The 24,264-nt window shown below is 56.9% G+C and carries 36 protein-coding genes; 29 read left to right on the top strand and 7 right to left on the bottom strand.

The annotated features are described in order from the left end of the window. Nucleotides 1-101: 101 nt before the first annotated feature. The 3 genes from SM450_RS09930 to SM450_RS09920 form a co-directional block, all read right to left on the bottom strand. Nucleotides 102-617, bottom strand: a complete 516-nt coding sequence (locus SM450_RS09930; RefSeq protein ID WP_474619405.1) for a peptidoglycan-binding domain-containing protein — start codon at nt 615-617, stop codon at nt 102-104. Nucleotides 618-669: 52 nt separating this feature from the next. Next, nucleotides 670-1,356 carry a hypothetical protein gene (locus tag SM450_RS09925; RefSeq protein WP_474619404.1) on the bottom strand — a complete coding sequence of 229 codons (687 nt, stop codon included), beginning with the start codon at nt 1,354-1,356 and terminating at the stop codon, nt 670-672. A 92-nt stretch (nt 1,357-1,448) separates the two neighbouring features. Continuing rightward, nucleotides 1,449-1,664, bottom strand: a complete 216-nt coding sequence (locus SM450_RS09920) for an Acb2/Tad1 domain-containing protein (protein ID WP_474619403.1) — start codon at nt 1,662-1,664, stop codon at nt 1,449-1,451. A 1,171-nt stretch (nt 1,665-2,835) separates the two neighbouring features. On the opposite strand from SM450_RS09920, the gene SM450_RS09915 reads away from it, so the two are divergent. From SM450_RS09915 to SM450_RS09860, 12 genes are all read left to right on the top strand, one after another. Then, entirely contained in the window at nt 2,836-3,039 is a 204-nt protein-coding gene (locus SM450_RS09915; RefSeq protein WP_474619402.1) for a hypothetical protein, read from the top strand. 688 nt (nt 3,040-3,727) lie between these two features. Then, nucleotides 3,728-3,979: a hypothetical protein gene (locus SM450_RS09910; RefSeq protein ID WP_474619401.1), complete on the top strand. Its 252-nt coding sequence runs from the start codon at nt 3,728-3,730 to the stop codon at nt 3,977-3,979. 127 nt (nt 3,980-4,106) lie between these two features. Further along, nucleotides 4,107-4,418, top strand: coding sequence for a hypothetical protein (locus tag SM450_RS09905; RefSeq protein ID WP_474619400.1), 312 nt, complete (start codon nt 4,107-4,109; stop codon nt 4,416-4,418). Further along, nucleotides 4,415-4,807 carry a hypothetical protein gene (locus SM450_RS09900; RefSeq protein WP_474619399.1) on the top strand — a complete coding sequence of 131 codons (393 nt, stop codon included), beginning with the start codon at nt 4,415-4,417 and terminating at the stop codon, nt 4,805-4,807. The genes SM450_RS09905 and SM450_RS09900 overlap by 4 nt, the downstream gene beginning before the upstream one ends. Before the next feature lie 282 nt (nt 4,808-5,089). After that, a complete protein-coding gene (locus SM450_RS09895; protein WP_474619398.1) occupies nt 5,090-5,413 on the top strand; it encodes a hypothetical protein in 324 nt (107 codons plus the stop codon). Continuing rightward, nucleotides 5,410-5,694, top strand: coding sequence for a hypothetical protein (locus SM450_RS09890; RefSeq protein ID WP_474619397.1), 285 nt, complete (start codon nt 5,410-5,412; stop codon nt 5,692-5,694). The genes SM450_RS09895 and SM450_RS09890 overlap by 4 nt, the downstream gene beginning before the upstream one ends. A 109-nt stretch (nt 5,695-5,803) precedes the next feature. Further along, entirely contained in the window at nt 5,804-6,133 is a 330-nt protein-coding gene (locus SM450_RS09885; protein ID WP_474619396.1) for a Rho termination factor N-terminal domain-containing protein, read from the top strand. 752 nt (nt 6,134-6,885) lie between these two features. After that, the gene (locus SM450_RS09880) at nt 6,886-7,068 is read left to right on the top strand and encodes a hypothetical protein (RefSeq protein ID WP_474619395.1); all 183 of its coding nucleotides are present in this window, start codon (nt 6,886-6,888) and stop codon (nt 7,066-7,068) included. A gap of 1,126 nt (nt 7,069-8,194) precedes the next feature. Further along, the gene (locus SM450_RS09875; RefSeq protein ID WP_474619394.1) at nt 8,195-8,464 is read left to right on the top strand and encodes a hypothetical protein; all 270 of its coding nucleotides are present in this window, start codon (nt 8,195-8,197) and stop codon (nt 8,462-8,464) included. Between the two features lies 1 nt (nt 8,465). Then, a complete protein-coding gene (locus tag SM450_RS09870; protein WP_474619393.1) occupies nt 8,466-8,771 on the top strand; it encodes a hypothetical protein in 306 nt (101 codons plus the stop codon). A gap of 35 nt (nt 8,772-8,806) precedes the next feature. Further along, on the top strand, nt 8,807-11,860 hold the full coding sequence (gene dnaE, locus SM450_RS09865; protein WP_474619392.1) for a DNA polymerase III subunit alpha: 3,054 nt from the start codon (nt 8,807-8,809) through the stop codon (nt 11,858-11,860). Between the two features lie 667 nt (nt 11,861-12,527). Beyond that, nucleotides 12,528-12,704, top strand: coding sequence for a helix-turn-helix transcriptional regulator (locus SM450_RS09860; protein WP_474619391.1), 177 nt, complete (start codon nt 12,528-12,530; stop codon nt 12,702-12,704). Nucleotides 12,705-12,740: 36 nt separating this feature from the next. On the opposite strand, the gene SM450_RS09855 is transcribed toward SM450_RS09860, so the two are convergent. The 4 genes from SM450_RS09855 to SM450_RS09840 all read right to left on the bottom strand — a co-directional run bounded on the left by SM450_RS09855 (nt 12,741) and on the right by SM450_RS09840 (nt 15,826). After that, entirely contained in the window at nt 12,741-14,279 is a 1,539-nt protein-coding gene (locus tag SM450_RS09855) for a hypothetical protein (protein WP_474619390.1), read from the bottom strand. Then, a complete protein-coding gene (locus SM450_RS09850) occupies nt 14,280-14,960 on the bottom strand; it encodes a phage tail fiber repeat family protein (protein ID WP_474619389.1) in 681 nt (226 codons plus the stop codon). It abuts the gene before it with no gap. Further along, complete coding sequence (locus tag SM450_RS09845; protein ID WP_474619388.1) at nt 14,961-15,212, bottom strand: HNH endonuclease; 252 nt, start codon at nt 15,210-15,212, stop codon at nt 14,961-14,963. A 191-nt stretch (nt 15,213-15,403) separates the two neighbouring features. After that, complete coding sequence (locus SM450_RS09840) at nt 15,404-15,826, bottom strand: deoxycytidylate deaminase (protein ID WP_474619387.1); 423 nt, start codon at nt 15,824-15,826, stop codon at nt 15,404-15,406. 615 nt (nt 15,827-16,441) lie between these two features. On the opposite strand from SM450_RS09840, the gene SM450_RS09835 reads away from it, so the two are divergent. From SM450_RS09835 to SM450_RS09755, 17 genes are all read left to right on the top strand, one after another. Next, complete coding sequence (locus SM450_RS09835) at nt 16,442-16,657, top strand: hypothetical protein (protein WP_474619386.1); 216 nt, start codon at nt 16,442-16,444, stop codon at nt 16,655-16,657. A 146-nt stretch (nt 16,658-16,803) separates the two neighbouring features. Continuing rightward, a complete protein-coding gene (locus tag SM450_RS09830) occupies nt 16,804-17,361 on the top strand; it encodes a hypothetical protein (protein ID WP_474619385.1) in 558 nt (185 codons plus the stop codon). Beyond that, nucleotides 17,315-17,737, top strand: a complete 423-nt coding sequence (locus SM450_RS09825) for a hypothetical protein (RefSeq protein WP_474619384.1) — start codon at nt 17,315-17,317, stop codon at nt 17,735-17,737. The genes SM450_RS09830 and SM450_RS09825 overlap by 47 nt, the downstream gene beginning before the upstream one ends. Nucleotides 17,738-17,739: 2 nt before the next feature. Then, nucleotides 17,740-18,201, top strand: a complete 462-nt coding sequence (locus tag SM450_RS09820) for a hypothetical protein (protein ID WP_474619383.1) — start codon at nt 17,740-17,742, stop codon at nt 18,199-18,201. Nucleotides 18,202-18,731: 530 nt separating this feature from the next. Then, the gene (locus tag SM450_RS09815) at nt 18,732-19,124 is read left to right on the top strand and encodes a hypothetical protein (RefSeq protein ID WP_474619382.1); all 393 of its coding nucleotides are present in this window, start codon (nt 18,732-18,734) and stop codon (nt 19,122-19,124) included. Nucleotide 19,125: 1 nt separating this feature from the next. Further along, nucleotides 19,126-19,338, top strand: a complete 213-nt coding sequence (locus SM450_RS09810; protein WP_474619381.1) for a hypothetical protein — start codon at nt 19,126-19,128, stop codon at nt 19,336-19,338. 100 nt (nt 19,339-19,438) lie between these two features. Beyond that, the gene (locus SM450_RS09805; protein ID WP_474619380.1) at nt 19,439-19,840 is read left to right on the top strand and encodes a beta-sandwich lipoprotein; all 402 of its coding nucleotides are present in this window, start codon (nt 19,439-19,441) and stop codon (nt 19,838-19,840) included. Between the two features lie 412 nt (nt 19,841-20,252). Continuing rightward, complete coding sequence (locus SM450_RS09800; RefSeq protein ID WP_474619379.1) at nt 20,253-20,918, top strand: hypothetical protein; 666 nt, start codon at nt 20,253-20,255, stop codon at nt 20,916-20,918. Between the two features lie 112 nt (nt 20,919-21,030). Further along, nucleotides 21,031-21,873 carry a PD-(D/E)XK nuclease family protein gene (locus tag SM450_RS09795; protein WP_474619378.1) on the top strand — a complete coding sequence of 281 codons (843 nt, stop codon included), beginning with the start codon at nt 21,031-21,033 and terminating at the stop codon, nt 21,871-21,873. After that, on the top strand, nt 21,873-22,091 hold the full coding sequence (locus tag SM450_RS09790) for a hypothetical protein (RefSeq protein ID WP_474619377.1): 219 nt from the start codon (nt 21,873-21,875) through the stop codon (nt 22,089-22,091). The genes SM450_RS09795 and SM450_RS09790 overlap by 1 nt, the downstream gene beginning before the upstream one ends. Beyond that, complete coding sequence (locus tag SM450_RS09785; protein ID WP_474619376.1) at nt 22,088-22,321, top strand: hypothetical protein; 234 nt, start codon at nt 22,088-22,090, stop codon at nt 22,319-22,321. Before SM450_RS09790 ends, SM450_RS09785 begins: the two co-directional genes overlap by 4 nt. Continuing rightward, nucleotides 22,314-22,505 carry a hypothetical protein gene (locus SM450_RS09780; RefSeq protein ID WP_474619375.1) on the top strand — a complete coding sequence of 64 codons (192 nt, stop codon included), beginning with the start codon at nt 22,314-22,316 and terminating at the stop codon, nt 22,503-22,505. The genes SM450_RS09785 and SM450_RS09780 overlap by 8 nt, the downstream gene beginning before the upstream one ends. Then, nucleotides 22,498-22,908 carry a hypothetical protein gene (locus SM450_RS09775; RefSeq protein ID WP_474619374.1) on the top strand — a complete coding sequence of 137 codons (411 nt, stop codon included), beginning with the start codon at nt 22,498-22,500 and terminating at the stop codon, nt 22,906-22,908. Before SM450_RS09780 ends, SM450_RS09775 begins: the two co-directional genes overlap by 8 nt. Further along, on the top strand, nt 22,908-23,093 hold the full coding sequence (locus SM450_RS09770; RefSeq protein WP_474619373.1) for a hypothetical protein: 186 nt from the start codon (nt 22,908-22,910) through the stop codon (nt 23,091-23,093). Before SM450_RS09775 ends, SM450_RS09770 begins: the two co-directional genes overlap by 1 nt. Further along, entirely contained in the window at nt 23,093-23,266 is a 174-nt protein-coding gene (locus SM450_RS09765) for a hypothetical protein (RefSeq protein WP_474619372.1), read from the top strand. Before SM450_RS09770 ends, SM450_RS09765 begins: the two co-directional genes overlap by 1 nt. Before the next feature lies 1 nt (nt 23,267). Next, nucleotides 23,268-23,432, top strand: coding sequence for a hypothetical protein (locus tag SM450_RS09760; protein ID WP_474619371.1), 165 nt, complete (start codon nt 23,268-23,270; stop codon nt 23,430-23,432). 117 nt (nt 23,433-23,549) lie between these two features. Next, complete coding sequence (locus SM450_RS09755) at nt 23,550-24,239, top strand: hypothetical protein (protein WP_474619370.1); 690 nt, start codon at nt 23,550-23,552, stop codon at nt 24,237-24,239. The last annotated feature ends 25 nt before the right edge of the window (nt 24,240-24,264 follow it).

Below are 24,264 nucleotides of genomic sequence, written 5' to 3'. Positions count from 1 at the left end.
ACTCATATCTATCTCCGGGCAATGATCGGCGGCGGACCGTCGCTCCGGATAGCCGTCGTTCACCAGCCGTGAATGCCGACGTTTCGCCCCCGGGTGCGCCGTCAGTGCCCGCGGAACGACTGGCGGACCACACCCCCCACCAGGGCGCACCAGGTGGTGGTGCTGAGCTTGCCGGTGGGCGGCAGCCCGTGCAGGCGCTGGAGATCCTTCACCGCGGTCCGGGTCGCGTGGTCGTACTCGCCGGTCGGGACGACCTCCGCCCAGCCCTTGGACGCGAGCATGAACTGGGCCGCGGTCACCGGGATGCCGGTGTCACGCTGGTCCAGCTCGGGGGCGAGCGTCTCCCAGGTGGGCGCCGTCAGGGTGGCGTCGACATCGACCGGGATGCCGTTGCGGGCCTGCCAGTCCTGCACCGCCGCGACGGTGGCCGCGTCGAACACGCCGGTGACCGGCACGGCGTAACCGCGGAAGGCCAGCAGGTACTGCGCGACCCGCACCACCGGGCCGCCGACGAAGCGCCAGATGTCCGGCCAGCGCCGCGCCGGCACGTCGCCCATGCGGGTGCCGAGCGTGCGGAACACCCGACGGCGCAGCGCCGGGAACTCCCGGTAGAACATCGCGCCCGGGCACTCGGTCTCCCGGAAGTCCCAGTGGCCGAAGATTACAGATTTACGCCTGCATCCGCCGGGCAACCTCATCGGCCACTTGAGCTGCAACAGCGTTGATGAACTCCGGGCTGGTCAGGACAGCAGCCAGGGTGGCGGGGTCCACGGTCACCGGCTGAGGAGCGTTGGTCTTCGCGCTCAGCTCGTCGACTCGCTTACGCAGATCGATGACCGAGTTCCGCACGGTGAGCACGTAGTAGTTGGTGCTAGCGAGGATATGGCTCACGGTCGTCGTGGGCGAGCTGTACTTGACGTCCTTGTCAGTAACAAGACTGATCTTGTCGGTAAGTTCCATCTTCTTTACCTCCGGCTTCGGGAGCCACGGCTTCGTAGAGTCCTCGTGGCTCTCTCGGGTGTTGAAGTGCACGTGATGGTCATGAGGGTTTGGCCCCGTGTAGGTACGCCAGGTACCAAGGCCCCACGTCCGAGACGTGATGCGACGGTTGTAGATGACATACTGGATTGACTCGTGCTTCAGAGCAGCATTGATGACAGCCCAGACATCGACTCCATCGACATCCATGTCCCAGGCGTCTACTGAGCCGTCCTTGTCCGGATTATGATCCGAAGGCGTCTGCTGGTGCTTATAGTCACCAACCGTTCCGTCTGAGGTCTTATCCCTGTTGGGCCAACGAGCGTTCACTTCCTTGCGGAAGTTCGTCAGAGCTAGGTTGAGGTACCAATCAGTCATGGTCACCTCCTCTCATAATTACTGGTCAGATGGTGTTGACATCCCTCAAGCGATCTGTATCGTGAGGATTTACATATGCGATCTTGAGAGGGCTACTGATGGCGTGCAACAGCCGCGTTGGCGTACATGCACACCTCATCCAGCTTTGTCAAGGCCAAAGAGAGTTCTCGGGATTCGGGACAGGCAGAGCACAGGATCGCGGCCAGCCGGCCGCACTCCTCCCGAATCCATTCATGCCGACGAACAACGTCCTCATTGGACGGCTTGTGATAGCTGAACCTCGATGCGACCTCGGCAGGGTCGATCATTCGATCGATCTCCTTCGATGAAGCCACCGTATAAGCCCTGGTCAGAGCCGTATACAAGCGGGGACTTATATACAGGGAGTCACCTGTATCGATTAATGGGACCGAGCGGAGCGAGGTCCCTTAGAGCGATGAATGTGAATGCGATGAATTTAGATATTCGAGTTCGTCAATTGGTACGAAAGATCGATAATCATGACATCGACGTGCCCGAATTGATCCCGTATTTTGGGAATCGGACAAAAGCTGGAAACCGTACAGAGCGGCACTCAAGGACCGCGACGATGCCCTGGCTGGCAGGTTTTGGGGTATCCCCCCGCCCGCATAACTATGCACTCACAACCATAGATGTCTCACACACTGCTACTGAGACAAGGATCTATGGATGAACAGCAACAACATAGACAAGCATCAAACAAAGCCATTGAGCAGTAAGAACGTAGCTTACTTCAAGGCATGCACGAACATGACTCATGAGCATAGCTAAGTACATAGCACACAGTGATATGCACACACGTGCATGCGGTGCATAACTATGCCATAGACATGCATGGATGAGTGATGATCTTCTATGTGATGGAAGAACAAAGCGGAAATGTAGATGGGCATGAACGTACATACCCTATAGGCCCTATGGGATATCTACCTGGGTAAGATATGGACAGGGATCACTACGACGGGCATCGATATAGAGACGCTTGAATATCAAAGACCTTAGATAAAGAAGGTCATCTATGGCTTGTCTCATGTGGACGGTTGGAAGAACGAACCGTAGAGCGTCAGGCATGCATAAGTATGCAGTATGCAGGATAGCACTATCTGAAACACAGGCGGGAATGTTACTGCTCAGTACGGCTCGCATAAGTAGAGATATGCAAGTCTGAGGAGTAGACTCATGGTTGTAAGGCAGCACGGAACGGGATCGGGTTAGGGGTCGCTGCAACACCACCTAACTAGCGTTCATTGAGAACTACATACCCGCCAGTCAGAACGCCTCTTGTAGGTGCGCCGCTGCATGCAAGCGCATCGATCCGAGGATGCCACGTCGTGAGGCGTTGCTAGGGGAGTGAAATGGGATGGCTGAGCGGGAGGCGTCTTTAGACGCCGGATAGAGGGCATCGAAAGGTGCTCTGTACCGTCGCCTAATGGAGGAAAGCAAGTGAAGCGTCTCGTCATGACTCTGTTCGTCGTCATGAACATCCTGCCCAACGGACACATCCCAGATGCCCTGAAGCCTGTTGCTTCGGTCATCTTTCCTGCGTGCGAACTCGAAGATTCATCTTGGTGCATGTGGGATGCCGGAGAGAGCGGCAACGGAGTGGGCCTCAGCTTCGTCGACATCAACGGGGAGGCCATCTACTTCGAGAACGGCAAGTGAGCTAGGGATTGCCACGGGGAAAGGGGCTACGGTCCCTTTCCCCCTCTGTCCCTATCTACCGTCGCCAACGGAACGAGAAAGGCTCAGCGATGCTGATCGTTCAGTACGTGCTCAAGGGTGAGGGTGTCGTCAGAGAGATTCAGTCTGAGAGTGGGGGAAGTGCGGCAGACACGCTGAGCTTGCACGCTGAGGAGGTTACTCGGCTGACGCTCTCTGGTACTGCCTCTGCTCAGCAAGCGTTCTGGCGTCGCCTCAGCGACCGTAAGGCAGGCTGAGGTGCCTCTCCTCAGGATACTTTGGGAATGGCTTGGCAACCCCATGGTAGGGGCTACGCCTACGCTTTCCATTCTCATGCTCGCCACGCTGATTCTCGCCTATTGCTAGGTGGTCAGAAATGCTTACCGTCGCCACTGTGTACGCACTCGGAATCGGATTGCTGATCGCAATCCTCGGGGCAATGGAGGGGAAGTGATGCAGATAACCGCGAGGGATTTCATCTACTGCTACAACGGGAGCGAATTCAGCAATACGGAAATTGCTTGGAGTCGCACCATCAACGACACGGTTTACTACTTCACGTTGAATATCTACCCGAATGGGGAGCGCACCTACTACGTGGACAAGGAGTTGACTGGAGACAACAGCACTGAAATTCACTGCATCTCAACTAAATGAGGGGTGAGCAGTAATGGAAAAGAACTGGCAGGAAATGCGCTTCCTGTTCAACTACCCGACTCACGCCGTTGTGTGGGTGCTCTCGGAATTCCAGCGTGAGGGAAACGTCATGTTCGCTCACATGGAAGACAAACTCATTCAGGACGAAAGCGGTATGTACTGGCATCCGATGGTGCGTTACTTCTACACCGTTGATGACGCGCGGGACTACTTCGCCATTCCGGCGGAAAGCTACACGGATGTTACCCGAATCGACCTCAGCTAAATGACAATCGAGAGGGCAGGGACTACGGTCCCTGCCCTGTCATAGCCATCTAGAAGAGGGAGCATTGAGACTCGGCTCTGAATTCACCTTTCACCGTTCCATCAACAAAAAGGCAAAGGAGCAGCACGTGACCGGAGAGTTGCAGTATCAATTGTTGGACGGTACCGAGTGGCGTACCCGTGGCACCTTCAACGCTGAGAGCGCCGAGAAGATTCGCCAGGTGCAGATCACGCTGTTCAACAACGGGGAGAACGAGGGGAAGACGTGGCGCTTCATCGACCTCAGCAAGCCTCAGCCTGCCAAGCGTGCCAGCAGGGCACGCAAGCCTGCCGACAAGCCCTCCGTGGCGACGGACAAGCCGGCTGTGAAGGCACGGGCACCCCGTGCTAAGAAGGTCGCTCAGGATGGCGCTGAGAGCGCGGGAGAGGGTACCAAGTGAGTGGCGAGGGATTCATGGTTACCGGTGAGATCGGAACGCGGGTCTTCGATTTCGTCCGAATCAGGAACGCTCTTAAGAGCGAACTCAGAGGATTGCGATTCGGTGCCGTAAGCGTTCTGAACGCAGCAAAAGACAAGAGATATGTACCGGCTGAGATTGCTGGCACTCGCACAAGCGATAAGCGCAAGCAGGACGCTATCGCTTACATGGATTACGTAGTTACCCTGCTCACCTCAGGAGGTGATGCCAGGCAATTCGGGGAAGAGATTGTGATGGGAATTCTCACCTACGACTCAACCGAGAAATGCGGTTGCCCAACCTACAGGGGGAGCGACAAAAGCGCTTTCATTCAGAGCCCTAATGTCGGCACCATGTGTATTCACCAGTAACCCCTAATGCTCAATCGGGAGGGTTCAGGCGACAGTCTGAGCCCTGCCATAGACCATTAGAGGAGGTGAGATGCCAGGCAAGCGCCATATGCGATACGACAGGTGCCAGAAGTGCGGCGGATGCGCCGCCGGTAAGATCAGGTGTTCTCACGGGCATGTCTACTGCTGGTGTGTCAAGGTGATCCCGCTGTTGCGGGTACCGGAGTAGGCGTCGCCTAGCAGATTCGGAAGGGCATTTCGCGAGAGGTGCCCTTCAGTGTCCCCTAGACGAAAGGTAAAGGAATGCCGGAACGCAGGATCAACAAGAATGACGTACGTAGTGTGTTCGCCACCTTCTGCGAGGTTGCCCAACAGGCAGGATTCGACACGGCACAATGGAAGCTTCTCTCTCCGGAGGAGAAGGGAAACGTCTATCGACTGCAAGAGGAGGAGGTGTGGCGGGTTAACGGGGAGGTCACGAGGCGAGTTCTTCACAACACCCCGTTTCCCTCTCACCTGTTCGCTACGGACAGGGAGACGTACAACCAGATTGCCGCGTGGATTCAATGCCTCACGGCGATTCGGAACAACGCCGACGACATCGAGGTCGGGAGTCAGATCGGATGACTGACAAATGGGGTGGGGAACAGCTCGACTTTCATGAGCACTACTGCCGGCAGGAAACCGGAGATTCGATCACTCGACTGACCATCGGGGGGCACGCAGTCATGGTGTTCTCTTACCCCGGTCAGTCGCCCCAGGTGATCGAATACCCGAACGAAGTGCAAGCCATTCGCGCTTACCGCGAGATGTCCATGGGGATGGGTGGGCCGGACCCGTTCGTGATTACCGCCGATATGTCTCTCACTGTGAAGCCGTGGGTTACGACACACATCGACTCTGACTAGCACGCAATCGAGAGGGCTCAGCGCTCACGCTCTGAGCCTTTTCATAGCGGCCTAGTAATACTCCGCTAAACCTGTACCGTCGCCATACAAATTGAAAAGAGGAGAGAAAGTGGCCACTGTCGCGGAACTGAAGGCTCAGGCTGACGCCCTGGGCATCACGTACACCACGAAGACTCGGAAGGCTGAGCTAGAGGCACTGATTGCCGACGCTCAGCGCCAGGAGGAAGCGCAGCCTCTCAGCAACGCTGACAAGGCCCGGCAGGCTGGCAGCAAGGGCAAGAGCGCTACGCCCATGGGGAACGCCACTCGTTTGATGCACTACAACAGGCAGCGCTTTGGCAAGGACACCATCCGGGCCAACTCTGAGGGTCACTGCACCCCTCGGCAGGCCCGGCGCATCCGTAAGACTATCAACCGTGCTAGCAAGGTCGCTGCCTGATGGGAAAGCGGAAGCCTAAGCCTGCATGTGAGTTCACCACTGCTCCGAATCACTCAGATGACCGAGTGGAGGTTTACCCGGGACACCCTAAGCCGGTAATCCTCTGCGGCTATCACGCTTCGGATGGCTGGGTAAAGACTGCTCTCGCGTACGCCCTGGGAGCGCGCAATGTGGCCTAAGCTCGATTATCGCGAAGCACACGAACGGGGAGTTGACCCTGACGGCACTACGTACCGCTTCCTTCTCGTCATCGGATATCTCAACAGAGAGGAGGAGCTTTCGACGCTTCCCCCTGAATCTGGGAACGTCTGCCGACCGTTCAGCAGAGCGGCTAGTGAGATCCTGATGCACAATGCACCCGTGATGGATCTGTTTATGGAATGACTGAGTTGTACCCCTTAGATTGCCCTACAGGCCACGTAATCCTGTGCTCGCCTACTGATACCAGGGGTGAGGCATACCGGAGGTTATGGTCTGTAGGGCTTTCTAGCCGGACAACTACAGGAGGTTTTGACAATGGCCACGATTAGGGATCTGGCAGAGGAATACGGCTGTCAGCCGTACGAGGTGGCAGCTTTCGGAGACCTGGGGAACACTCCCCAGGATGAACCGCTTCCCGAAGAGACTGTGAGTGCCATTCGCGAAGCATGGGCGGAGTCGGACAGCAACAACGACTGATGTGATTAGCCGTAGGGCCGGAGGATTCCTCCGGCCCTACCCTTGTCCCATTAGCGCACACGGAAGGAAACGCAATGGACCCGAACGAAACCTTGAAGAACATTCGAGAAGAGCTTGCCATCTTCAAGGAGCAGGGAGACAAGTGGGAAGACAACGAGCAAGCCGACACTCTAGCTTGGGCCGTTGGCGACCTTATCGAATGGCTGGATAGGGGCGGCTTCCTCCCGGCTGACTGGCAGCGCAACCGGGGCAACTGATGACAGTCCTGGCCTTTCTCATCGGCTGTCCCGCGCTTGTCTTTCTGTGCCTGGCTGCTGTCATGATTGCCACAGGTCATAACCTAGGCTCAGACCTTCTCAGACGCCACAGAAAAGGAATGCACGCCGTCAGGTACTACTGCACTGAGAAAGAGGCTCAGGAGCGCTCTCAGCAGGGTTAAACGAGGGGCCTAGGCTTTCGCCTAGGCCCCTCTAAGTCTTTGCTCGCACCTGCATGTTTGCTAGCACCCGCCAGGAGGATTGTCAATCCCCTAAGCGGCTTGATCTTGGATCTTACATCGATGTGACATAGAGCATTCTGCCAGTGTCCCGCCGGTGGGACTCTTCGTTAAGGTCTCCTTAACAGGACGTAGACAGTCCGGTTAAGTCCGGTCCGGTCGCCCCCAGTCCGGTCCGGTCCGTCCGGTCCCTTTGTGTCCGGTCGTGTCCGGTTCGGTCCGGTCAGCCCCCCACGGCTGTCCGGTTGCATAATTTGGTTTATGCAAGTCCCACGGGTACAGTGGTACAGGTCCGGTCCGGTCGTTGAGCGTCCGGTCAGTCAGTGTCCTCATCGAAGTAGCCGGAGGTGGTACGGATGTTCTCAGTCTTCTTGTACCGGGCCTCAAGGACGGCCATGGCTCGTACAAGCCTACGGACTGAGCTGAACGGCATCGTCACTACTGCCGGCCGGTCAGGATCCTCAAGGAGCTGGACGGGGAACTCGATGTGGCTGCCCACCAACTGTGGTGGGCCAGCGAAGACACCTGACCACTTCTCGGGCGTACGAGGCATGAGACATCCATTCCTGTTGATGTAGGGAAGCTCTGCGTTGCGAAGCTAGCATATCAACAGGTATGGAAGTTCGGCACTCTCAGTAACAGGTGACCCAAGTCACTGCACAGGAAGGTTGACAGATGCCCAACTCTACCCCTCAAGATCCCGCTGGACAGCGGTGGTTTGTGTTCATCCCGGATCAGGGGAAGTTCAAGATCCCCCAGGGGGTGATAGACCGGGAGGGGTACGCCCGGAAGACCGGGGCCACCCGGCTGCTTTTCGGGAACGAGGTCCGGTGGTCTCGTCCGGAACCCTCCTCGGGTCCGGTCCGGAGCCACCTGGCGGTAGTCCGGTGAGTGACATCAGGCGTGATTACCAGGGAGCAGAGGATCCATGGGTCGGCTATGAGCTGGGGGATGTGTTCGCGGCTGACCATATGTACTCCGGCGAACACGAGGTGATCGAAGACCTCGTGGAGTTATACGAGGTGACCCTAGATTTCGAGGTCTGGGCACACGACTTCCGGACTGAGGACATCATTCATGGTCGCCACAAAGCCCATGAGTGGGAGCTGTGCTCCGCGTTCGGGGAAACTACGTCCATTCGACTGGCTAGGAGCTGATATGACTGACACCACGGGGACCGAACGAGTCTACCCCTTCACCGACTGGCGGCTACCTCCGGACTACGCGCCGAAGGTTCACTACACCGCAAGGTATTGTGCCTGGCCTGGGAGCAAGATTTCCGGCGGAAATATCTGGTGGGACATGGCAAAACTCATGGATACGATCGAAGAGGTTCATGGGTTTATGGCTCGGCACCACAAGAACGCCAAGTCGTACGTCGTCTACAAGGTGACCACCACCGAGGAAATCATCGACACTTCCCGGATGCTTTACGACCCGGAAGACCCGTACTACAAGGAATAGCTCTACCGTCGCCACACAGACTTGAGGGATCACAATTGAATACGTACGTTGATTTGCACGTGCACACCGATCGGGGATCGATTCTCGACGGTAAAGGCACCAGCGAGGAGTACGCCGAGAGGGCTGCCCTTCTGGGGCAGCCCGCTTTGGCTCTCACGGATCACGGTAGTATGTCCGGTGCTATGCGGCACTGGGCAGCCTGCAAAGCCGCTGACATCAAGCCCATCTTGGGATGTGAGTTCTATGTGTCTCCTGGCTCAGCAGAAGTCAAGGAGCGACGCTCCTGGGGACCGGGAGATCCCACTCGACTGGCCGAAGACGGGGACAACCCTGGTATCGGTGGCCAGGGAGCTTACACGCACCTCAGTGTTATTGCTCAGACTGGCGAAGGACTCAGGAACCTATACCGACTCCAAGCGGAGGCTTTTGATCGAGGGTTCTATCGCAAGCCTCGAATCGACATTGAGACGCTTGAGAAGCACTCTGAAGGACTAATCGTCCTCAGTGGGTGTGCTGGGTCGGCAATTAGCACACGGCTTCGTCTGGGGCAGAATGCGGAGGCTTCCGTCCTTGCGGATAATTACAAGAGCATCTTCGGTGATCGCTTTTTCATAGAGCTGATGCACCACGGCATACCTTTCGAGGATGCTCTCAACCGGGATCTCATCGGGCTCGCACACAAGCATTCACTTCCTATGGTCGCTACTAACGATGTCCATTACTGCGCCCCTGAGGACGCCTCGGTTCACTCGGCGTTGCTGTGCGTGCAGACCCAGAGCACGCTTGCCAAGCCGGTATTCCAGTTCTCCGGGGCTGGCTACCACATTGCGTCCCGAGCTGAAATGGAAGCTAAGCCTCTCCCCGTGATCGCTCTCGACAATACTCTGTTGATTGCGGAAATGGTGGGGAGCTATGACCAGGTATTCGAGAAGAAGCTTCGGTTCCCTGCCGTAGAGCTACCTGACGGCTGGGACGAAGAGGAGGCCCTTCGGGAGTTGAGCAAAGAGGGCTTGCTTGCTCGGGTTCAGCCCTACACTGATGAGTACGTTCGTCAGCTCTGCTACGAAAACCGAGTCATTATCGACATGGGTTATGCGCCGTACTTCCTGGCGCTGCACTTCATCCTGAAGGAGGCTAAGGGTCGTGGAATCCCAATTGGGCCTGGGCGTGGATCTGCTGGGGGTTCCCTTGTCGCTTACGCCCTGGCAATTACAGATCTTGATCCGATTCGACATGGTCTCATCTTCGAGCGCTTTCTCAACCCGGAGCGTGCGTCCCTCCCGGACATCGACATCGACGTTGCGGAGGATCGGAGAGACGAGTTCATCGCGCTCGTGGTCGAGATGTACGGTCAGGAGTTCGTTGCACAGATCGGCACCTTCGGGACCATCGGGGCCAAGAACGCGCTGAGGGACGCCAACCGCGTCCTCGGTGGAGCGCGCAAGCAGGGCGACGTGTACGCCTCTCAGTTGCCTCCGGCGAAGTTCGGAAGGTCTCCGAGCCTCAAGGATTACACCGGGCCGAAGGATGCCGTCTATGAGCTTGCTACAGGGCTCGAAGGCACCACTAGAAGTGAAGGTGTGCATGCTTCTGCGGTAGTGATCCCTCCTGAGCCTCTGAGGGATCTGCTGCCTCTTCGGAAGCCCAAGGGTGAAGGCTCGTGGATCACCGGATTCGATATGCACGAGGTGGAAGCTCTTGGCCTAATCAAGTATGACTTCCTTGGACTACGAAACCTGGGGATTATTGATGAGACGCTACGAATGCTGCGGACTCGACAAGTTGAGACGACACTACCCGTGGTGCCGGACGAATGCTCCGACCGAGCTACCTATGAACTCCTTGCCTCCGGAAACACCCTCGGAGTCTTTCAGTTGGACTCTCCTGGTATGCGAGGACTGCTTCGCCAACTACGACCCACCCGCTTTGATGATGTCTCAGCCGTGCTCGCGTTGTACCGGCCTGGCCCGATGGGAGCTAACGCTCACCTTGAGTTCGCCAAGCGAAAGAACGCGGGAGTCGACTGGAAATCTGACTGGGCAATTCACTCTGAGCTGGAAGAAGCTCTAAAGCCTGTCCTCGCTCAGTCCTTCGGCCTGATCGTATGGCAAGAGCAGGTACTTGAGGTCTTGAAGATCGTGTGCGGCTGGTCGTACGCCGAGGCCGCGTTGTTGTTCGACGCGATGAGGAAGAAGAATCATGCAAAGATGGAGGCCACGAAGCCGGAGTTTCTTTCGTCGGGTGAAGCTAAGGGCTTCTCGAAAGCAGCGCTTGAAGCGCTCTGGGCTACGCTTGTCCCGTTTGCCGATTACAGCTTCAATCGCGCGCACTCTGCCGGGTACGGACTGGTCGCTTACTGGACGGCTTATCTCAAGGCGAACCACCCGACTGAGTACATGGCAGCAGTCCTCTCGTCGGTCGCGGAAGACCCAGATAAGCTACCTGAATACCTCGCAGAGGTGAACCACCTCGGGATTCCGTTGCTGCCTCCGGACATCAACCACTCCGGAGTCGGCTTCAGCCCCAGCCCGAAGGGAATTCACTACGGAATCTCGGCTATCAAGGGCGTCGGGGAAGCAGTGTTCAACGCGGTCAGCTCGAAGAGACCGTTCAAGGACCTGGACGATTTCTTCAGGCGAGCGCCGGCTAAGGCACTGAATACCGGCTCTCTGGGTGCTCTGATCGCCTCTGGGACGTTGGACGGTATCTGTGACTACCGGGAAGAGCTTTACATCGCCAGGGAGGCTCTGAGCGCCAGGGCGCTACGAGACAGAGCAGAGAGGAGGAACGGTCAGAAGCCGCTCTACCGGATCGGATACGGCGTAGGCAACAGCAACCTCCGGTCCACCGAGCAGCGCCAGGCTTGGGAGGGACAGTACCTCTCGACCGTGCTCACCAGGAGTCAAGTGGATCTGGTGCCAACCAGAGCGCTAACCGAGGACGAACTTGTGTGGCTCAAGAATCTGCTCACCAGGAATCCTGGTGAGTGGGAATTGCGGCTAGTCCTCGGAAGGGTCAAGTTGCAGTTGCCTTCGGCAAATTGGCCCGTCGTTCAGCAAGCTGTAGCAGCTCTCGGTGTGTTTCAGTGATCTAGCCCCGCCTCCGAGAAGAGGCGGGGCTTTTTCATGCTTGCATACTCCCCGGTATGGACCTAAGCTCTGGGTAACCAACCGGTTACTCCTGAAGGAGGAGAGCATGGCAAAGCGAGACCCCCAGGACGGAGCTACGGCCAAGCCGATCTGTCCGAGCTGCAACGGAACCTGCGGGCGGTACGTCACGAAGCGTTCCGTCAACAGCAAGGGGAAGACCGAGAGTCACAGCGTCTGGGAGAACTGCACCCGATGCAAGGGTAGGGGGTGGCTCTGATGAAGGGCAAGGGTCCCAAGCATCCCGAAGGACTCGGGAACCGAGGCGGAGGCGGGCTCTGCTCCGCCTGCGGAGGCGAGGCCGGCAAGTGGGTTCGCCGGGACGTCATCGTCAAGGGCAAGGTCGAAACCCAAGAGGAGTTCGTCCCCTGCCGGAGTTGCAAGGGCACAGGCCGGTCCTAGGAGTACACTGCCGGTATGCCGTCTCTGTGTCGCAAGTGTGGTGGCGATGGCGTCATCAGACGCCTGGTCGCTGCGGTAGGTCCGATCCGACCCATGAGGGGAAACCTGATCTTCCAGCTTGGGCCTGATCGAGCTAACTTTGTGCCACCGGGAACCGTCGCCTCGGCGCACTGTTCATACGACTGTCCAGTGTGCGAAGGATCTGGCCGTGCCAAACCCCGAAGCTGAATGGTGGACCACCCGTGATGTAGCCGAGTATTGCGGAGTGGGAGACTCTACCATCAGTCAGTACCGTCGCCGAAAGCAAATGCCGTCGCCAGATGACAAATTCGGAAGAACGTGGGTTTGGAAACCGGCTCGAATAATTGAATGGAGGACAAAGTGAAAAAGGCCCCCGCCAGAAATGGCGAGGGCCTTTTCATTACTGGGACGCTAGAGCAGCCCGCCAAGCGTTAGCGCTCGGAGTGTCATCCAGGGGGACACCCGGGATACTTCCGATTTCGTTAAAGTACGCAATAGCCAGTACATCACCTCTCCCACGGAGATAGGCAATGTGGCTGGTGATGGCAGCAGCCCTAGCTGAACCGGAGGTGTCGGAGTTCTGCTTGACGATTCCGTACTCAGGGACCATCAATGGCAGACCAGGGTAGACCACGTGAATTCGATCGAAGACGTAGCCGAACATCTTCTGATTATCGAAATAGCCACCGCTGGTTGACGACTGATAGCAGTCGACTCCATAGAAATCCATGCCGTCCCAGCCGTAATCCTCCGGGTCAGCCCTATTGGGATTCTCGTCGAGATCGTACCTCGTAAGAATCGGTCCGATACCGAGAACCCACTTGCCCTTAGAATGGCTATTCTTGATAGAGGTCAGCAAAGCACCGTTGGCTCGAATTTGAGCAGCGGTAATGATGCCGTCTCGGACTTCATCATGGGGCTCGTGGAAGTGGGACACGTAGACACCCTTGAACCACGCCGGAGGCGTATCGGGGATGCTGTTGAGGAACCCCGTGAAGAGTGAAGGGTCGCCCTTCCACGAGATATGCATAATCCCGCCCTGGGGGAGTGCTGCCCACCGCTGGCCCGTATTCCACGGAGTAGGGGTAGTTGGGCTTCCGCTACCAAAGTCTCGGTGATACAGAATCCCTGGGAAGGAGATTACATCTCCCGCGAAATTCCCGGGGAGTGAGTCCATGCCAATCAGCATGCTGGGGGGAGGGGTCGTAGGCTCAGTAACGATCTTGTCGAAAGTCAGTGGAGCAATGCTGGTGCCATTCCACCGCCCTTCGAGGGTCAGCGGAACCTCAGTGGTGCCATTCCACCTGAACCAGGGGCCAGAAGCAGCCTCTTCGAGAGCCACGATCGCCTGAGCCGAACCAGCAGCCGCATCGAAGGTCCACGACACGCCCAGAGGGGTTCCCGTTGGAGCGTTGTAGCGATAGGCGACCTTCAGGCCAGCCCCAGCATCCGTGGGGAGAACTGTCCACCCCGAGGACTCATGAATCTGGCTGGTGGTGTTGGCGTTCGCCTGAACCAGCGCGATAGCCATCGTCTTCGTTTTGCTCGGGGTAACAGTTACCGGAGTGGGAGCAGTGCTACTAGCTCGCTCGATAGCGGCTACGGCGTTAACAACTCCCGTACCACCGGAAACCTCAACGACAACAGCCGCGCCGAAGTTCGGGCCATTCTTAGTAACCGTTACGGAAGTAAAGGGGCTGGTGGGTGTGCACTTCCAGAGTTCGATGCGACGCCCCACGGTGCCAGAATCGGGGGCGCTTTCAATTCGGGTCCACGTATTACCGCCGTTGTCCGTCACTCCGGTAAAGGAGTTGGCGGCCAACCACATTCCGCCGCACACAAGATATGTGCGCCCAACGACACCGCTGCAAGACAGCACCAGGGGGTTGGTTACGTCTGCTGTCGAGTAGGCTAAAGAGACAGGATTTGAGAAGGCCATTTACGCCGTCCTCAGGATGATTGCTCCCACCGGAGTGCCAGAGGGCACTGGGTCACCAGGGGCCAGGACTACAACGGTGCTCTTGGAATCCAGAGCGTTCTGAAGACCGGTGACTCCGCTGATAACGTGCGTATGGCTGGTTGCAGCCTTACCCGAGAGAGCTGTAGCAAGCCCCGTGATATCGCTCTGAGCGTGGCTGTGAGACGACGGAGGGAAGGTGGTGGGCTTATCCGTCAGATCGGTCCACGAGGAAACGCCAGAACCCTCCTCCGCCTCTGCAACGTGGTTGGCGAAAGTGGTTAGGGTGACGAACGCCGTAGGCGAACCCGAAGACGAAGACCGAGGGGCGACCTCGCTGAGGTCGATGCCATTGGGCAGGGCGCTCAGCGGAACATCGATGTCGTAGGTACGACCACCACCACCAAGGAAACTCTCCTGAACGGTGTAGGTCCAACCGTTCGGAAGGATATCAGGGTCATTGGTGGCCGGCAGGTTGACGGTAAACGAGCCGTTGGAGTCCAACGTGGCAATGATGGTGTTCGGCAGAATCACCGTATCGGCAGCGTCGCTGACCGCTACCACCTTGCCAGAGAATTTCACCTGTCCCGAGGCAGGCGTGCCATCCAGATAAACGTACTTCCCCTTAACGGGGACCTTATCGTAGTTATTGGGTAGGGCCATCTAGTTTCTCCTTTTGCGGCCTGCCTGCTTCTCCCGTTCGGTCTTCAAGGAGTGGTCACGGTGGCAGATCCAGGCCAGATTGCTTGAATGATTCGATCCACCCTGGGATCTGGGGGTTATGTGGTCCACCTGACCATCTATGCCGGATCGACCGCAGACGTAACACGTCTTGGTGGAATACCCCCTGGCGTACTTCCGGATGGTCTTCCAGTTGCTAGGTAGGTCTACCTGACCACTGGATTTCTGCCACATTCGGTGAATCTTGCAAGGCTTAAGTTGCTTGCAGCTTGGATTACTGCATCTTTGCTTTGCTCTGGGCATGGTGCTCCTTCAGCTCTGGCGGTACTTGGTGTGCGGCTGCGCCGGCTGAGGAAGATGGGAAGCGGGGGAGGGGAGCTGCCTAGGCGGTAGCGAACCTGGCGCTCAGGACCCTCCCCCGACAATCAGAGGAGAACTTGTTCGATGTGCACTCCTGCGTGCCCCAGAATTTCCAGTCCACTATTCCGGCCGTAGGCCTCTGAGTAGTACACCGTAGAGATTCCGCTTTGCGCGATGAGCTTCGAGCATTCGTAGCATGGCTCGTGGGTACAGTAGAGGTACGAGCCTTCAACGGCGATTCCTCTTCGAGCTGCCCAAATGATTGCGTTGGCTTCAGCGTGGATTGCTAGCCGGCAAGGCTCATCGATTACCGTGTGATTGCAGTGAGCCATCCCCGAGATAGCCCCGTTGTAACCTGACGACAAAATTACACCTCGGTAGTCAGCGACGATGGCACCGACATTCAATCGTGAGCAAGTGGAACGCCTTGCGAACTCGTAAGCGACGCCAATAAGCGTCTGCTGGATCGTAGGCCTAGAGGTATTCAACGGTTGCCCCTAGCATTTCAACGGCTTTGAGAAGATCTCTTATAGGAGCGAGTTCGTAGGCTTTAGACGAACTCGCGACTCTGATCTCAGCCTGGTTTAGACCAGGCTGAGGCTTGGAGTAAACTACGTATCCCGCCGTAGGCGACAGCATAGGATCACCAAATCCTCTCCGGATTTGGTTCAGGTAGAGGAACTTTCTCTTCGCCCCCTTCCCCGTGGGGAAGGTGACAATGGCGAAGTCTCTCAACTTAGCTCCTATGTAGTTATAGACGCCGTAGGCGTCTTCTAGATAGCGGCCTACGGCCGCTTATAACTAAGTCCTTAGTTATTTATGCGCTCCGTAGGAGCGCTTACTTATAACTACTAACTAAGTTCTTATAACTTAGTCTACTCATCATCCGGTGGCACCGGATGTACTCCCTCCGCTGCCTCCGCAGCAACCAGCTCCCACTAAGTAATGTCGATGTCCCAAAATCCCCACCGAGGACAACCCGAAGCCTGAGTGTGACCGGAGTCACATGGAGTATGCCTTCAAACTAGGACACCATGGACTCGCATACCGCCGGTTATGCAAGTACCGTTGGGCTCACGCCACCGAGGCGAAGGGGAGAGAAGATGACGTTCTGGTTGTACCTCGATTGGGGATCGCTCGAATCTGACAGGGACTCCCTTCCGGAGAGGATTTTGGTCGCGGGGCTCCCTCAGGAGGGGTCGCTGATTGCGCTGCCCCGGGAGGGCGAGGGTGATTTCGAGGTAGAGGTAGAGGAGCTTTACATCGACGCTAGCGTTCTCAACAACGTTCGCCACAAGGCGTTTGTCATTCCCGCCTAGCACCACCGAACAGGAAAACAACTGAATAGGAGGATCTACTTGACGCATCGTCAAGGCGCTGCTCTGGGCATCCTAATCGCAATCCTAGTGGCCTGTGCCTACGGCCCGGTGGCGTACCTCTGGGGGGCTTAGTGAGCCTGTCAGAGGTGCCTACGGAGGACCTGAAGCAGCTCTACTGCCACCACCGAGAGAAGGCACTTGAGGTCGCCTTCGAGCTGGTCACCAGGCATGACGCTGGGGATCTGATCGAATTCTTCACGGAGAACCCTCTTCCGCTGGAAGAGGGTGAGAAGAAGCAGGTGATGAAGCTTCTCGCGGAGCGAGGTGTGCCGCACGCCGTCACTGGTGCGGTAGTGGGGAAGAGCGCGAATGCGGTCTACAAGGCGGTGGGTAAGTCCGATTCGTCCAAGCAGCAGCCCGAGGGCTGCTCTCCCGGCAAACCGGACATCCCACTCCCCGAGGCTACAAAGGAGGGTCTACTAGCTGAGGTGTTCCGGGAAAAGGTCGCCTCTGTCTCTCGGACCCTAGGGAAGTACGTACACCTGCCCGTAGAGGAAGTCCTTGAGGCTGATGCCGAAGACATCCTTGACTCGCTAGACGACATCATCGCCACTGCGACCACAATTAAAAAACAACTTAATAGGCGGTTCTGGATCAATGAAGAAGGCGTTTACATCGACGGAACTCGCAGCGTTGCTGTATAAGCGCATGACGGTTGAGTTCTACACCTTCACTAAGGACAGCCTTATGAAGGAGTACGGGCTTTCCGAGACGAAGTTTAGTAAGACTGTGAGAGAGTTACGGAGGAATCACGCCTACCGAAATAAGGTGATGTTGGGCTATCACTATCGCCTGGGCATATGGAAGGTGTTCGATACTTCCGAGGAAGACGATTATCGCTTCTCCGTCTACCGAGAAACGAAGTGTCAGATTCAAGGTCTCGACACGATTGATCGCAGCCTTCTCGAAGGAATGGAGAACAGGGGGAAGATTGCCCCTTCGGCCAGAAAGGCATACCGGGATTACGTAAACCAAGGCGGAAAGATTATTCGGTCCTTGAAGCCTATGAAAGTGGACTGAATATGTTCGTCACGGATGCAATCGCCATGGATGATCTAGGTAGCCTGCCAGCCATCTTGCAGACGGACTACCCGGATTTTATCCAGACGAAGCAGGTTTCTCTCTGCATCGGAGAGCACGGGGACCAATACGTCCCCGAGAAGCATCGAGAGGTGCAAGCTGAAGCAATCTTGGAATGCGGCCAACGGCTGTCATTTACCGTTGCCCCAGTAACAGGAGAACGGCTCTACTGCCCACGCCATGAAACGTGGGAGGTCTGCCGTGTGCCCGGAGGCTTTTTGTATCGCTGTGAAACCTGCGACTCAGAGCCTCTGGCTCACTTTGGGCACAACTCGATTACGCCTTTAGCTAAGGCGAGATCACACCTGAGTAAGAACAGCAACAAAGGCCATCGCGCCATGATCGGCAAGTACACCGAAGACAGCATCACCTGGAAGCTCTACGAAAAGGGGATGGAACTGTAATGTTTAGCGTCACGTACACCCTCGGCCAGTGGCCAGCCCACTCCGACGCCGAGACCTACCAGCCCGCCGGGCGGGCTATGGCGAAGGCCCTCCGGGCTCTGGGGATCGACAGCAATCCTAATATTGAGGGCTGACGGATGGGTCAGCTTATCCCCGCTCTGAGCGCCACTGTGGCCCCTGCGTTCATCATCCTTGCTCTGGCATACCCTCTTCGCCCCCAGGGCGGCAGAAGGCCTCTGAAGCCGGTTTCCTGGCAGGATATTCGGACCAAGCTGGCTCTTCAGCGTTCCACTGGGGAACTCCCGGCTCTGCCGGTCGTTCGCAGTCACCGGAGGGGCTAAAAACGTGGGAACTGTGCGCAAATTTCTGGGCCGGGTTTTCGAGGGCCGATGGAAAGTCGTAAACCTCAGCAGCGGGATGGTGGTCGCCAGTCACCGATCTTGGGCTAAGGCAACGGACATGTCCAGTCAGTTGAACGATCAGGCAGCTTGGGATGGTCTTCCGGGTGTCTACGACGTGAGGTGGATGTAGTGGAGTTCGCGAAGCAGAATCTTCGGCACGAAGAAATTCCCGCCGGCACTCCGATTCGATTCATGGGGCTGAGGGGCAAGAAGGTTGCCCCTGGTAACTCAGAGACTCTTCACCCGATGCACGTCCCGGTGGTTTTCGAGGGGTCGATCAGTATCAACAATGTCCACGAAATGGACCTCGAAACTCCGGTGGAAGAGAAGCCTGAGCCTCCGGCTCCTCAGCACACCACGACGGACTATTACCAGGAGTCCGCCACGGGAGCCCTCTATCAGCTTCAGTACCGAGCTGACCTGGGGTACAACCTGATCTGTCTGAACAACGTCCGTCCGTCGATTTACTGCCCCTACGCCGAAATCCCCGAGGGCTTCAAGCGTCTCTACAAGGAGGTCTGAGGTGGAACAGATCATTCTTGAGCGCGCTCTGTGGTCTCCCTCGTACTCCCAGTGCCTTACCGGCTACAACCCGGATGGCGAATTCGTGCACACTCAGCGGGTGTTCGCTGACTGTCGAGGCGGCTACATCGATCCGGAGAACTCCATCGAGTACACCATTAAGAGTTGGGCTCCCGATGGTCGGGGCTACTCGGATCGAAAGAAGCAATTGTGAAGCTCTGGGAGTTTTTGAAGCCTAGCGTCACTGATCCTCGGTTCGTACTCTTCGAGCTTGCCTACTGGTTTGTGTGGACTATGTATCACGGACTCACGGAATGGACGAAACTGTGAAGCGTACCAAGGCACTAATCCTCGCTGCTGCTCTCGCTCTGGGCGTAGGCCTGACGGGGTGTAAGTCCGACGACGCTGAGGTTGTCAACGAAAACCTCAGCAAGGACGCTGACAACTTCAAGGTCAATCGGCGGGTAGTGTTCTACAACGCCATCAACGACAAGTACATTCTGTCGGTTGAGGGCTTCTGCTCGGTCGATCCGGGGGACGCCAACCGGATGACTGTTACCTGCAAGGTGGGTAACGAGTACAAGCGGAACGCGCTCGGGAAGAGCGACAACGTTCTCTGGTGGTATGAGCAGTTGACCACCTCGGGTGTTAGCCCGAACCACTACAAGGTGACCCTGAAGCCCTCGGTGATTGTGCCTGAGGTGGAGGTTCGGTGATCTGCCGGGGCACGTACCGCACGACTCTGCGGCACAACTGGGGGAAGTGGGAGGACAAGTGGAAGCCGGTAGTGACGGAGTTCTTCACCGGTAGCAGTCAGCTCCTTCCCGCCAACAGCTACAAGAACACCGGATACGAGCTGTTCAACCTCCGAACCTGCATTCGGTGCGGCAAGACCGAAGGTAAGAAGATCGCATAACTGAATCCACAATTGAATACTGAAAGGAGGGCTCCTTCGGGAGCCCTCCTTGGTGGGAGGACAACTGAATATGAGCAAGCTTGAGCAGCTTGTTGAGGGAATTCGATGCCTAGAGCGAGAGCTTGATGGCGTCTCGAATGAGATGACTTATCGAGAGATTAGTCTTCACGCAAAGGCATGGGAGCTTCGAGGTCTAGCCGAGGAGATTCTTGATGAAGATCCTCGCTGAAGACCTCGCCCGGCTTCTCTATAATTCCATTCAATTTAGCTCCAAGGACTCAAGTCTTGGTGGCGTGGTGATGTTCGTAGCCGGGGAGAGTGGCTACGAGGTGTACGCCTCGGATGACTACGTGGCGATGAGGGATGAGGCTTCTGGCGATGTCGAGGCTGGGGCCATCTTCTACCTCGGGCTCAAGGAGGTCAAGGAGCTTGAGAAGACCCTTCGGACAATTGAGGGACAGGTTCAGCTTCAATTTCCGGTTGGAGAGAACGCCCTTGAGGTGATGTGGCTGACTGAGGATGGAAAGGATGTGTATTCCATCCTGCTTCAGATGCCCTCTGAGCCCCCGGACTTCTCGGGGGTAGTAGAGGTGGTGCACCGAGAGCTGAACGGGCTTGCAGAGGACTACTACCCGGCTTCCCGGGAGCCTTTCGCGATCCGAGGGGAGAGGTTCACGAAGTTCCGACTCCTCCGGACTCCGGAGAGCCCGTCGTGCAAGGACGGCTACCCAGTAGACTTCCTTTGGGATGGCAGTCTGCTGCGGTGGAAGTGTGGCCCGTTCCTCAAGGGTGTTGTCGGTCCGCTGACCAGGGTCAGTCATGATGACGTGGTGGGGCTCCGAGAGCTGTACCGAGAAGAGCCGGGGGTGCTGTGGTGAGGTACATCCGGCGGCTGTTCTAGCCGGTTAGAATAGAGAACGTAAGCAGGGAACACAATTGAATAGCTGGGAGCCCCGGCTACTCGCCGGGGCTCTTCGGCATGGGGGAGTGATGACCCAGGAACGCAAGTACACCCGATCTTTCAGCCAGCTCAATACGTACTCTCAGTGCTCGGAGCAGTGGCGACTTGAGCGAATGGTTCGCCCCAGGCTTCCCAAGCGTCCTGCTAGCTGGTTGATCGCAGGAACTGTCTTTCAGCAGGCAGTAGACAACTGGGAAATCTCCGGTCGAACGAGCGATATGCGGGCCGATTTCGTGGAGCTGTATAACGCTGGCATCGATCAGCTTCGTGAAGAGCAGCCCGACTGGGATCTCTGGATCAAGCCACCTCGGACGAAGACGGTTCAGGCTGACATCGAGAATCGCATGAAGGCCGGTCTTGAGAAATGGATTCCCCAGTATAGACGTTATGCTGAAGAGGCTGAATGGGAAATCTGGCGGACGCCATTCAATGATCCGGCCTTCGAGGTCGAGCTTGAGTGGACTTTCGATAACGGCGTAACCGTCAAGCTGGCAATCGATAGGGTCCTTTGGTGGCCTAAGCAGGGGATTATCTCCCTCGAAGACATCAAGACCGGTAACCGCCAGAAGAGCACTCAACAGCTCTTGCTCTACCTGTACGTATTCAGCCAGGTGTTCAAAGAAGAGCTTGAGGGGCCTGTTGAGTACGCGAGGTTCTTCTATGCGAAGGACGGAACGGTATCCGAGTGGGTCAAGGCCCCTGAGAGGAACGCAGAGACGCTAACGGAGTTCTACGGCGCTCTCGACAGAGGTATTCAACACAAGGTGTTCATTCCAAACGTGGGAGATCACTGCGGGCTGTGCCCAACAAAGCCCTGGTGTAGGTCTGAAGGCTGGCTCCGAGAGGACCAGCCGCTTAAGGGAGGCAACTGATGAAGCCTGTTCCTCTGGCCGATCTGATCGGGAACGCGATGCGGCACAAGATCGCAGCCGGCAAGGGTTCCTATCACACCAAGGGTGCTCTCAAGAAGCGCACCAGCAAGCGCGAGAAGACTCGGCGGTTCTTCGCCGCTAACCCGGATGTGAAGCCGTGGCCTCTGCGCCCTCGGTTGGCTAACAAGACCATGCTGAAGCGAAAGGGCGACAAGTGATCGAGTACGACGAGTTCGATGTTGAGGACATCAAGGCTCACGATGCCCTTGTGGAGAACGAGATCCGGGAGAAGATCCCGGGCTTTGTGGAGCTGGTGGATGAGATGTTCGCTGAGCCGAACATGACCATGAGCGAGGCTGCCCTGACGTTGGCGCTCGCTATCCCCCGCGATCACCTCGCGTGGTATCTGCTGGTGTTCCTCCGAGACCGGAAGGAATTCAATGTCTGAGAACATTCAGCTTTCGCAGCACATCCTTGGAATGAATCCGTATGTGCTGGTGGAGATTTCCGCCGCTGAAGACGACGAGACCATTCAGGTGTCTCTTGAGTACGGCGGAGGGCTTGACAAGGAAACGGCCTTCGAGTTGATGAAGGCTGTTGTAGAGGATTCAGAGGAGAACCAAATTGGCTGATGAGACTGGCTTCCCGAAGATTCACATTGACTTCGTTGCGAACGGTGACTTCGTGCATCTTCGCACGGACAGCGGAGCTGAGCTTGCGGAGGTGGTTGAGGGCTTTGAGGAGCACTCTGAGGCCATCTTCAAGGGCATCGGCACCATCAAGCAGCAGTCGCTTGCTGTAGGGGTTTTCACCGGGAACGCAAACAACCAGGCTGGTGCTGGTGCTCCGAAGGCTGCGCCGGCCCCTAGCGCCGGGAACACCCCTCCCGGTCAGCAGCCGAACTGTGATCGCTGCGGTGGCCCCACGAAGGACCTCCGGGGCAAGCGGGATAAGAGCGGTAATCCGTACCGGAACCGCTTCTACTGCAAGAACTTCTCGTGCAAGGGTCCTGGCTGGGGAGATTGGATCGAGTAATGGACGCGACGACTACTTACAGCGAGCGAACCATTCATCTTGATCTGACGGAGGAGGAGGCGGGGAAGCTCATGTACCTGCTTCTCTTTAACACGGATTGGGAAGAGGATTTGCACGGCGGGTTCGCTAAGGAGCTTCACGACGAGCTTGAGGATATCGGCGTGAAGGTCCGAAGGGAGGCTTGATGGAGATTAGGGCTGAGCGGGTTGATGTGCCAGTCGTTCTCACCATTCCGGGGAGTGAAGCGCGAAAGCTCATGGGCGCTCTTCAGGAGGTTGACTGGCATTACAGCAACTACGGAGATACGGCCAAGAGCGTCTATATGGCACTTGAGGATGCTGGGGTCGAGGAGGAGTGAGATGGAGATAGAGAAGACCGAGCACTTCACCCTGACTGTCACTCGGGAGGAGCTTGAGGCGGTCGTTGAAGGTCTTGGCTCTGTCCGAGGTGGGCAGGTTTCGTATACCTGCTTTGACGAGCTTGAGCGCATTCACGATCAGATGCTCAAGGAGCTTGAGCGTTAAGGAGTAACCCTGAATAGCCTTTCTCTGGCTATGCGGGCTCGGGGGCGGACGGGTGAACCTATCCCGTCCCCCTTCCCCAAGCTCGATGGCATTCGGGCGTTCGCTCGGAGGGGTCAGATGGGGCTTACTGCTGCTGCTTCTGGTGGTGGCAAAACAGCCTTCTGGTGCCACTGGGTCATGAACGCACGGTACGACTTAGACTATCCGATTCCTACGCTGTATTTCTCATCTGACTCAGACACCGCAACCGTAGGTGTGCGTACCGCTCAGGGGGTTTTTGGGTGTACGCAGGATGAGGCAGAGAAGCGTCTCTCCGAGCCGGGAGGCTGGGAGGCATTCCATGAGGCTACAGAGCACGTCTGGTGGGATTTCACCGTTGGCCCGACGTTAGGGCACTTCGATGAAGAGATCGAGGCTTACGCGATCTCTGAGGGGGCTTATCCGCACCTGATTGTCGTGGACAACCTCATGGATGTCGACTCCGGTTATGGAGCTGACGAAGGCAGCAACCAGCGTGAGGCTCTTCTTTGGGGGGCTGCTAAGGCAAGGGAAACCGGGGCTCACGTGCACTTCCTGACGCATGTGACCGGCGACAACGTGAACGGCAACGCCCCAATTGGGAAGCGGGACATCATTCAGAAGATCGATAAGCGACCTCGGTTGATTCTCACGATGTTCCAAGACCCTGAGATGCCGGGATATTTGAACGTCTCGGTAGTGAAGAACTCCTCTGGGCCTGCCCAGAGCGACGGGGGAATGTACGTAGGGATTCCGTGGGTTCCTGAACGTTCATGGATGGGAGGCTGAATTGAAGATCGGCACCAAGGGATTC

The organism is Micromonospora marincola (genome assembly GCF_056150385.1).
Note: the sequence above shows the minus strand (reverse complement) of the source record. Positions and strands in the feature narration are given on the sequence as shown.

What these genes read in the sequence shown, in the direction of transcription:
- SM450_RS09930 (WP_474619405.1), bottom strand. Translation starts at nt 617, where the DNA reads ATGTTCTACCGGGAGTTCCCGGCGCTGCGCCGTCGGGTGTTCCGCACG.
- SM450_RS09925 (WP_474619404.1), bottom strand. Translation starts at nt 1,356, where the DNA reads ATGACTGATTGGTACCTCAACCTAGCTCTGACGAACTTCCGCAAGGAA.
- SM450_RS09920 (WP_474619403.1), bottom strand. Translation starts at nt 1,664, where the DNA reads ATGATCGACCCTGCCGAGGTCGCATCGAGGTTCAGCTATCACAAGCCG.
- SM450_RS09915 (WP_474619402.1), top strand. Translation starts at nt 2,836, where the DNA reads ATGACTCTGTTCGTCGTCATGAACATCCTGCCCAACGGACACATCCCA.
- SM450_RS09910 (WP_474619401.1), top strand. Translation starts at nt 3,728, where the DNA reads ATGGAAAAGAACTGGCAGGAAATGCGCTTCCTGTTCAACTACCCGACT.
- SM450_RS09895 (WP_474619398.1), top strand. Translation starts at nt 5,090, where the DNA reads ATGCCGGAACGCAGGATCAACAAGAATGACGTACGTAGTGTGTTCGCC.
- SM450_RS09890 (WP_474619397.1), top strand. Translation starts at nt 5,410, where the DNA reads ATGACTGACAAATGGGGTGGGGAACAGCTCGACTTTCATGAGCACTAC.
- SM450_RS09880 (WP_474619395.1), top strand. Translation starts at nt 6,886, where the DNA reads ATGGACCCGAACGAAACCTTGAAGAACATTCGAGAAGAGCTTGCCATC.
- SM450_RS09870 (WP_474619393.1), top strand. Translation starts at nt 8,466, where the DNA reads ATGACTGACACCACGGGGACCGAACGAGTCTACCCCTTCACCGACTGG.
- SM450_RS09855 (WP_474619390.1), bottom strand. Translation starts at nt 14,279, where the DNA reads ATGGCCTTCTCAAATCCTGTCTCTTTAGCCTACTCGACAGCAGACGTA.
- SM450_RS09850 (WP_474619389.1), bottom strand. Translation starts at nt 14,960, where the DNA reads ATGGCCCTACCCAATAACTACGATAAGGTCCCCGTTAAGGGGAAGTAC.
- SM450_RS09845 (WP_474619388.1), bottom strand. Translation starts at nt 15,212, where the DNA reads ATGTGGCAGAAATCCAGTGGTCAGGTAGACCTACCTAGCAACTGGAAG.
- SM450_RS09835 (WP_474619386.1), top strand. Translation starts at nt 16,442, where the DNA reads ATGACGTTCTGGTTGTACCTCGATTGGGGATCGCTCGAATCTGACAGG.
- SM450_RS09825 (WP_474619384.1), top strand. Translation starts at nt 17,315, where the DNA reads ATGAAGAAGGCGTTTACATCGACGGAACTCGCAGCGTTGCTGTATAAG.
- SM450_RS09820 (WP_474619383.1), top strand. Translation starts at nt 17,740, where the DNA reads ATGTTCGTCACGGATGCAATCGCCATGGATGATCTAGGTAGCCTGCCA.
- SM450_RS09805 (WP_474619380.1), top strand. Translation starts at nt 19,439, where the DNA reads ATGGACGAAACTGTGAAGCGTACCAAGGCACTAATCCTCGCTGCTGCT.
- SM450_RS09800 (WP_474619379.1), top strand. Translation starts at nt 20,253, where the DNA reads ATGAAGATCCTCGCTGAAGACCTCGCCCGGCTTCTCTATAATTCCATT.
- SM450_RS09795 (WP_474619378.1), top strand. Translation starts at nt 21,031, where the DNA reads ATGACCCAGGAACGCAAGTACACCCGATCTTTCAGCCAGCTCAATACG.
- SM450_RS09790 (WP_474619377.1), top strand. Translation starts at nt 21,873, where the DNA reads ATGAAGCCTGTTCCTCTGGCCGATCTGATCGGGAACGCGATGCGGCAC.
- SM450_RS09780 (WP_474619375.1), top strand. Translation starts at nt 22,314, where the DNA reads ATGTCTGAGAACATTCAGCTTTCGCAGCACATCCTTGGAATGAATCCG.
- SM450_RS09770 (WP_474619373.1), top strand. Translation starts at nt 22,908, where the DNA reads ATGGACGCGACGACTACTTACAGCGAGCGAACCATTCATCTTGATCTG.
- SM450_RS09765 (WP_474619372.1), top strand. Translation starts at nt 23,093, where the DNA reads ATGGAGATTAGGGCTGAGCGGGTTGATGTGCCAGTCGTTCTCACCATT.
- SM450_RS09760 (WP_474619371.1), top strand. Translation starts at nt 23,268, where the DNA reads ATGGAGATAGAGAAGACCGAGCACTTCACCCTGACTGTCACTCGGGAG.
- SM450_RS09755 (WP_474619370.1), top strand. Translation starts at nt 23,550, where the DNA reads ATGGGGCTTACTGCTGCTGCTTCTGGTGGTGGCAAAACAGCCTTCTGG.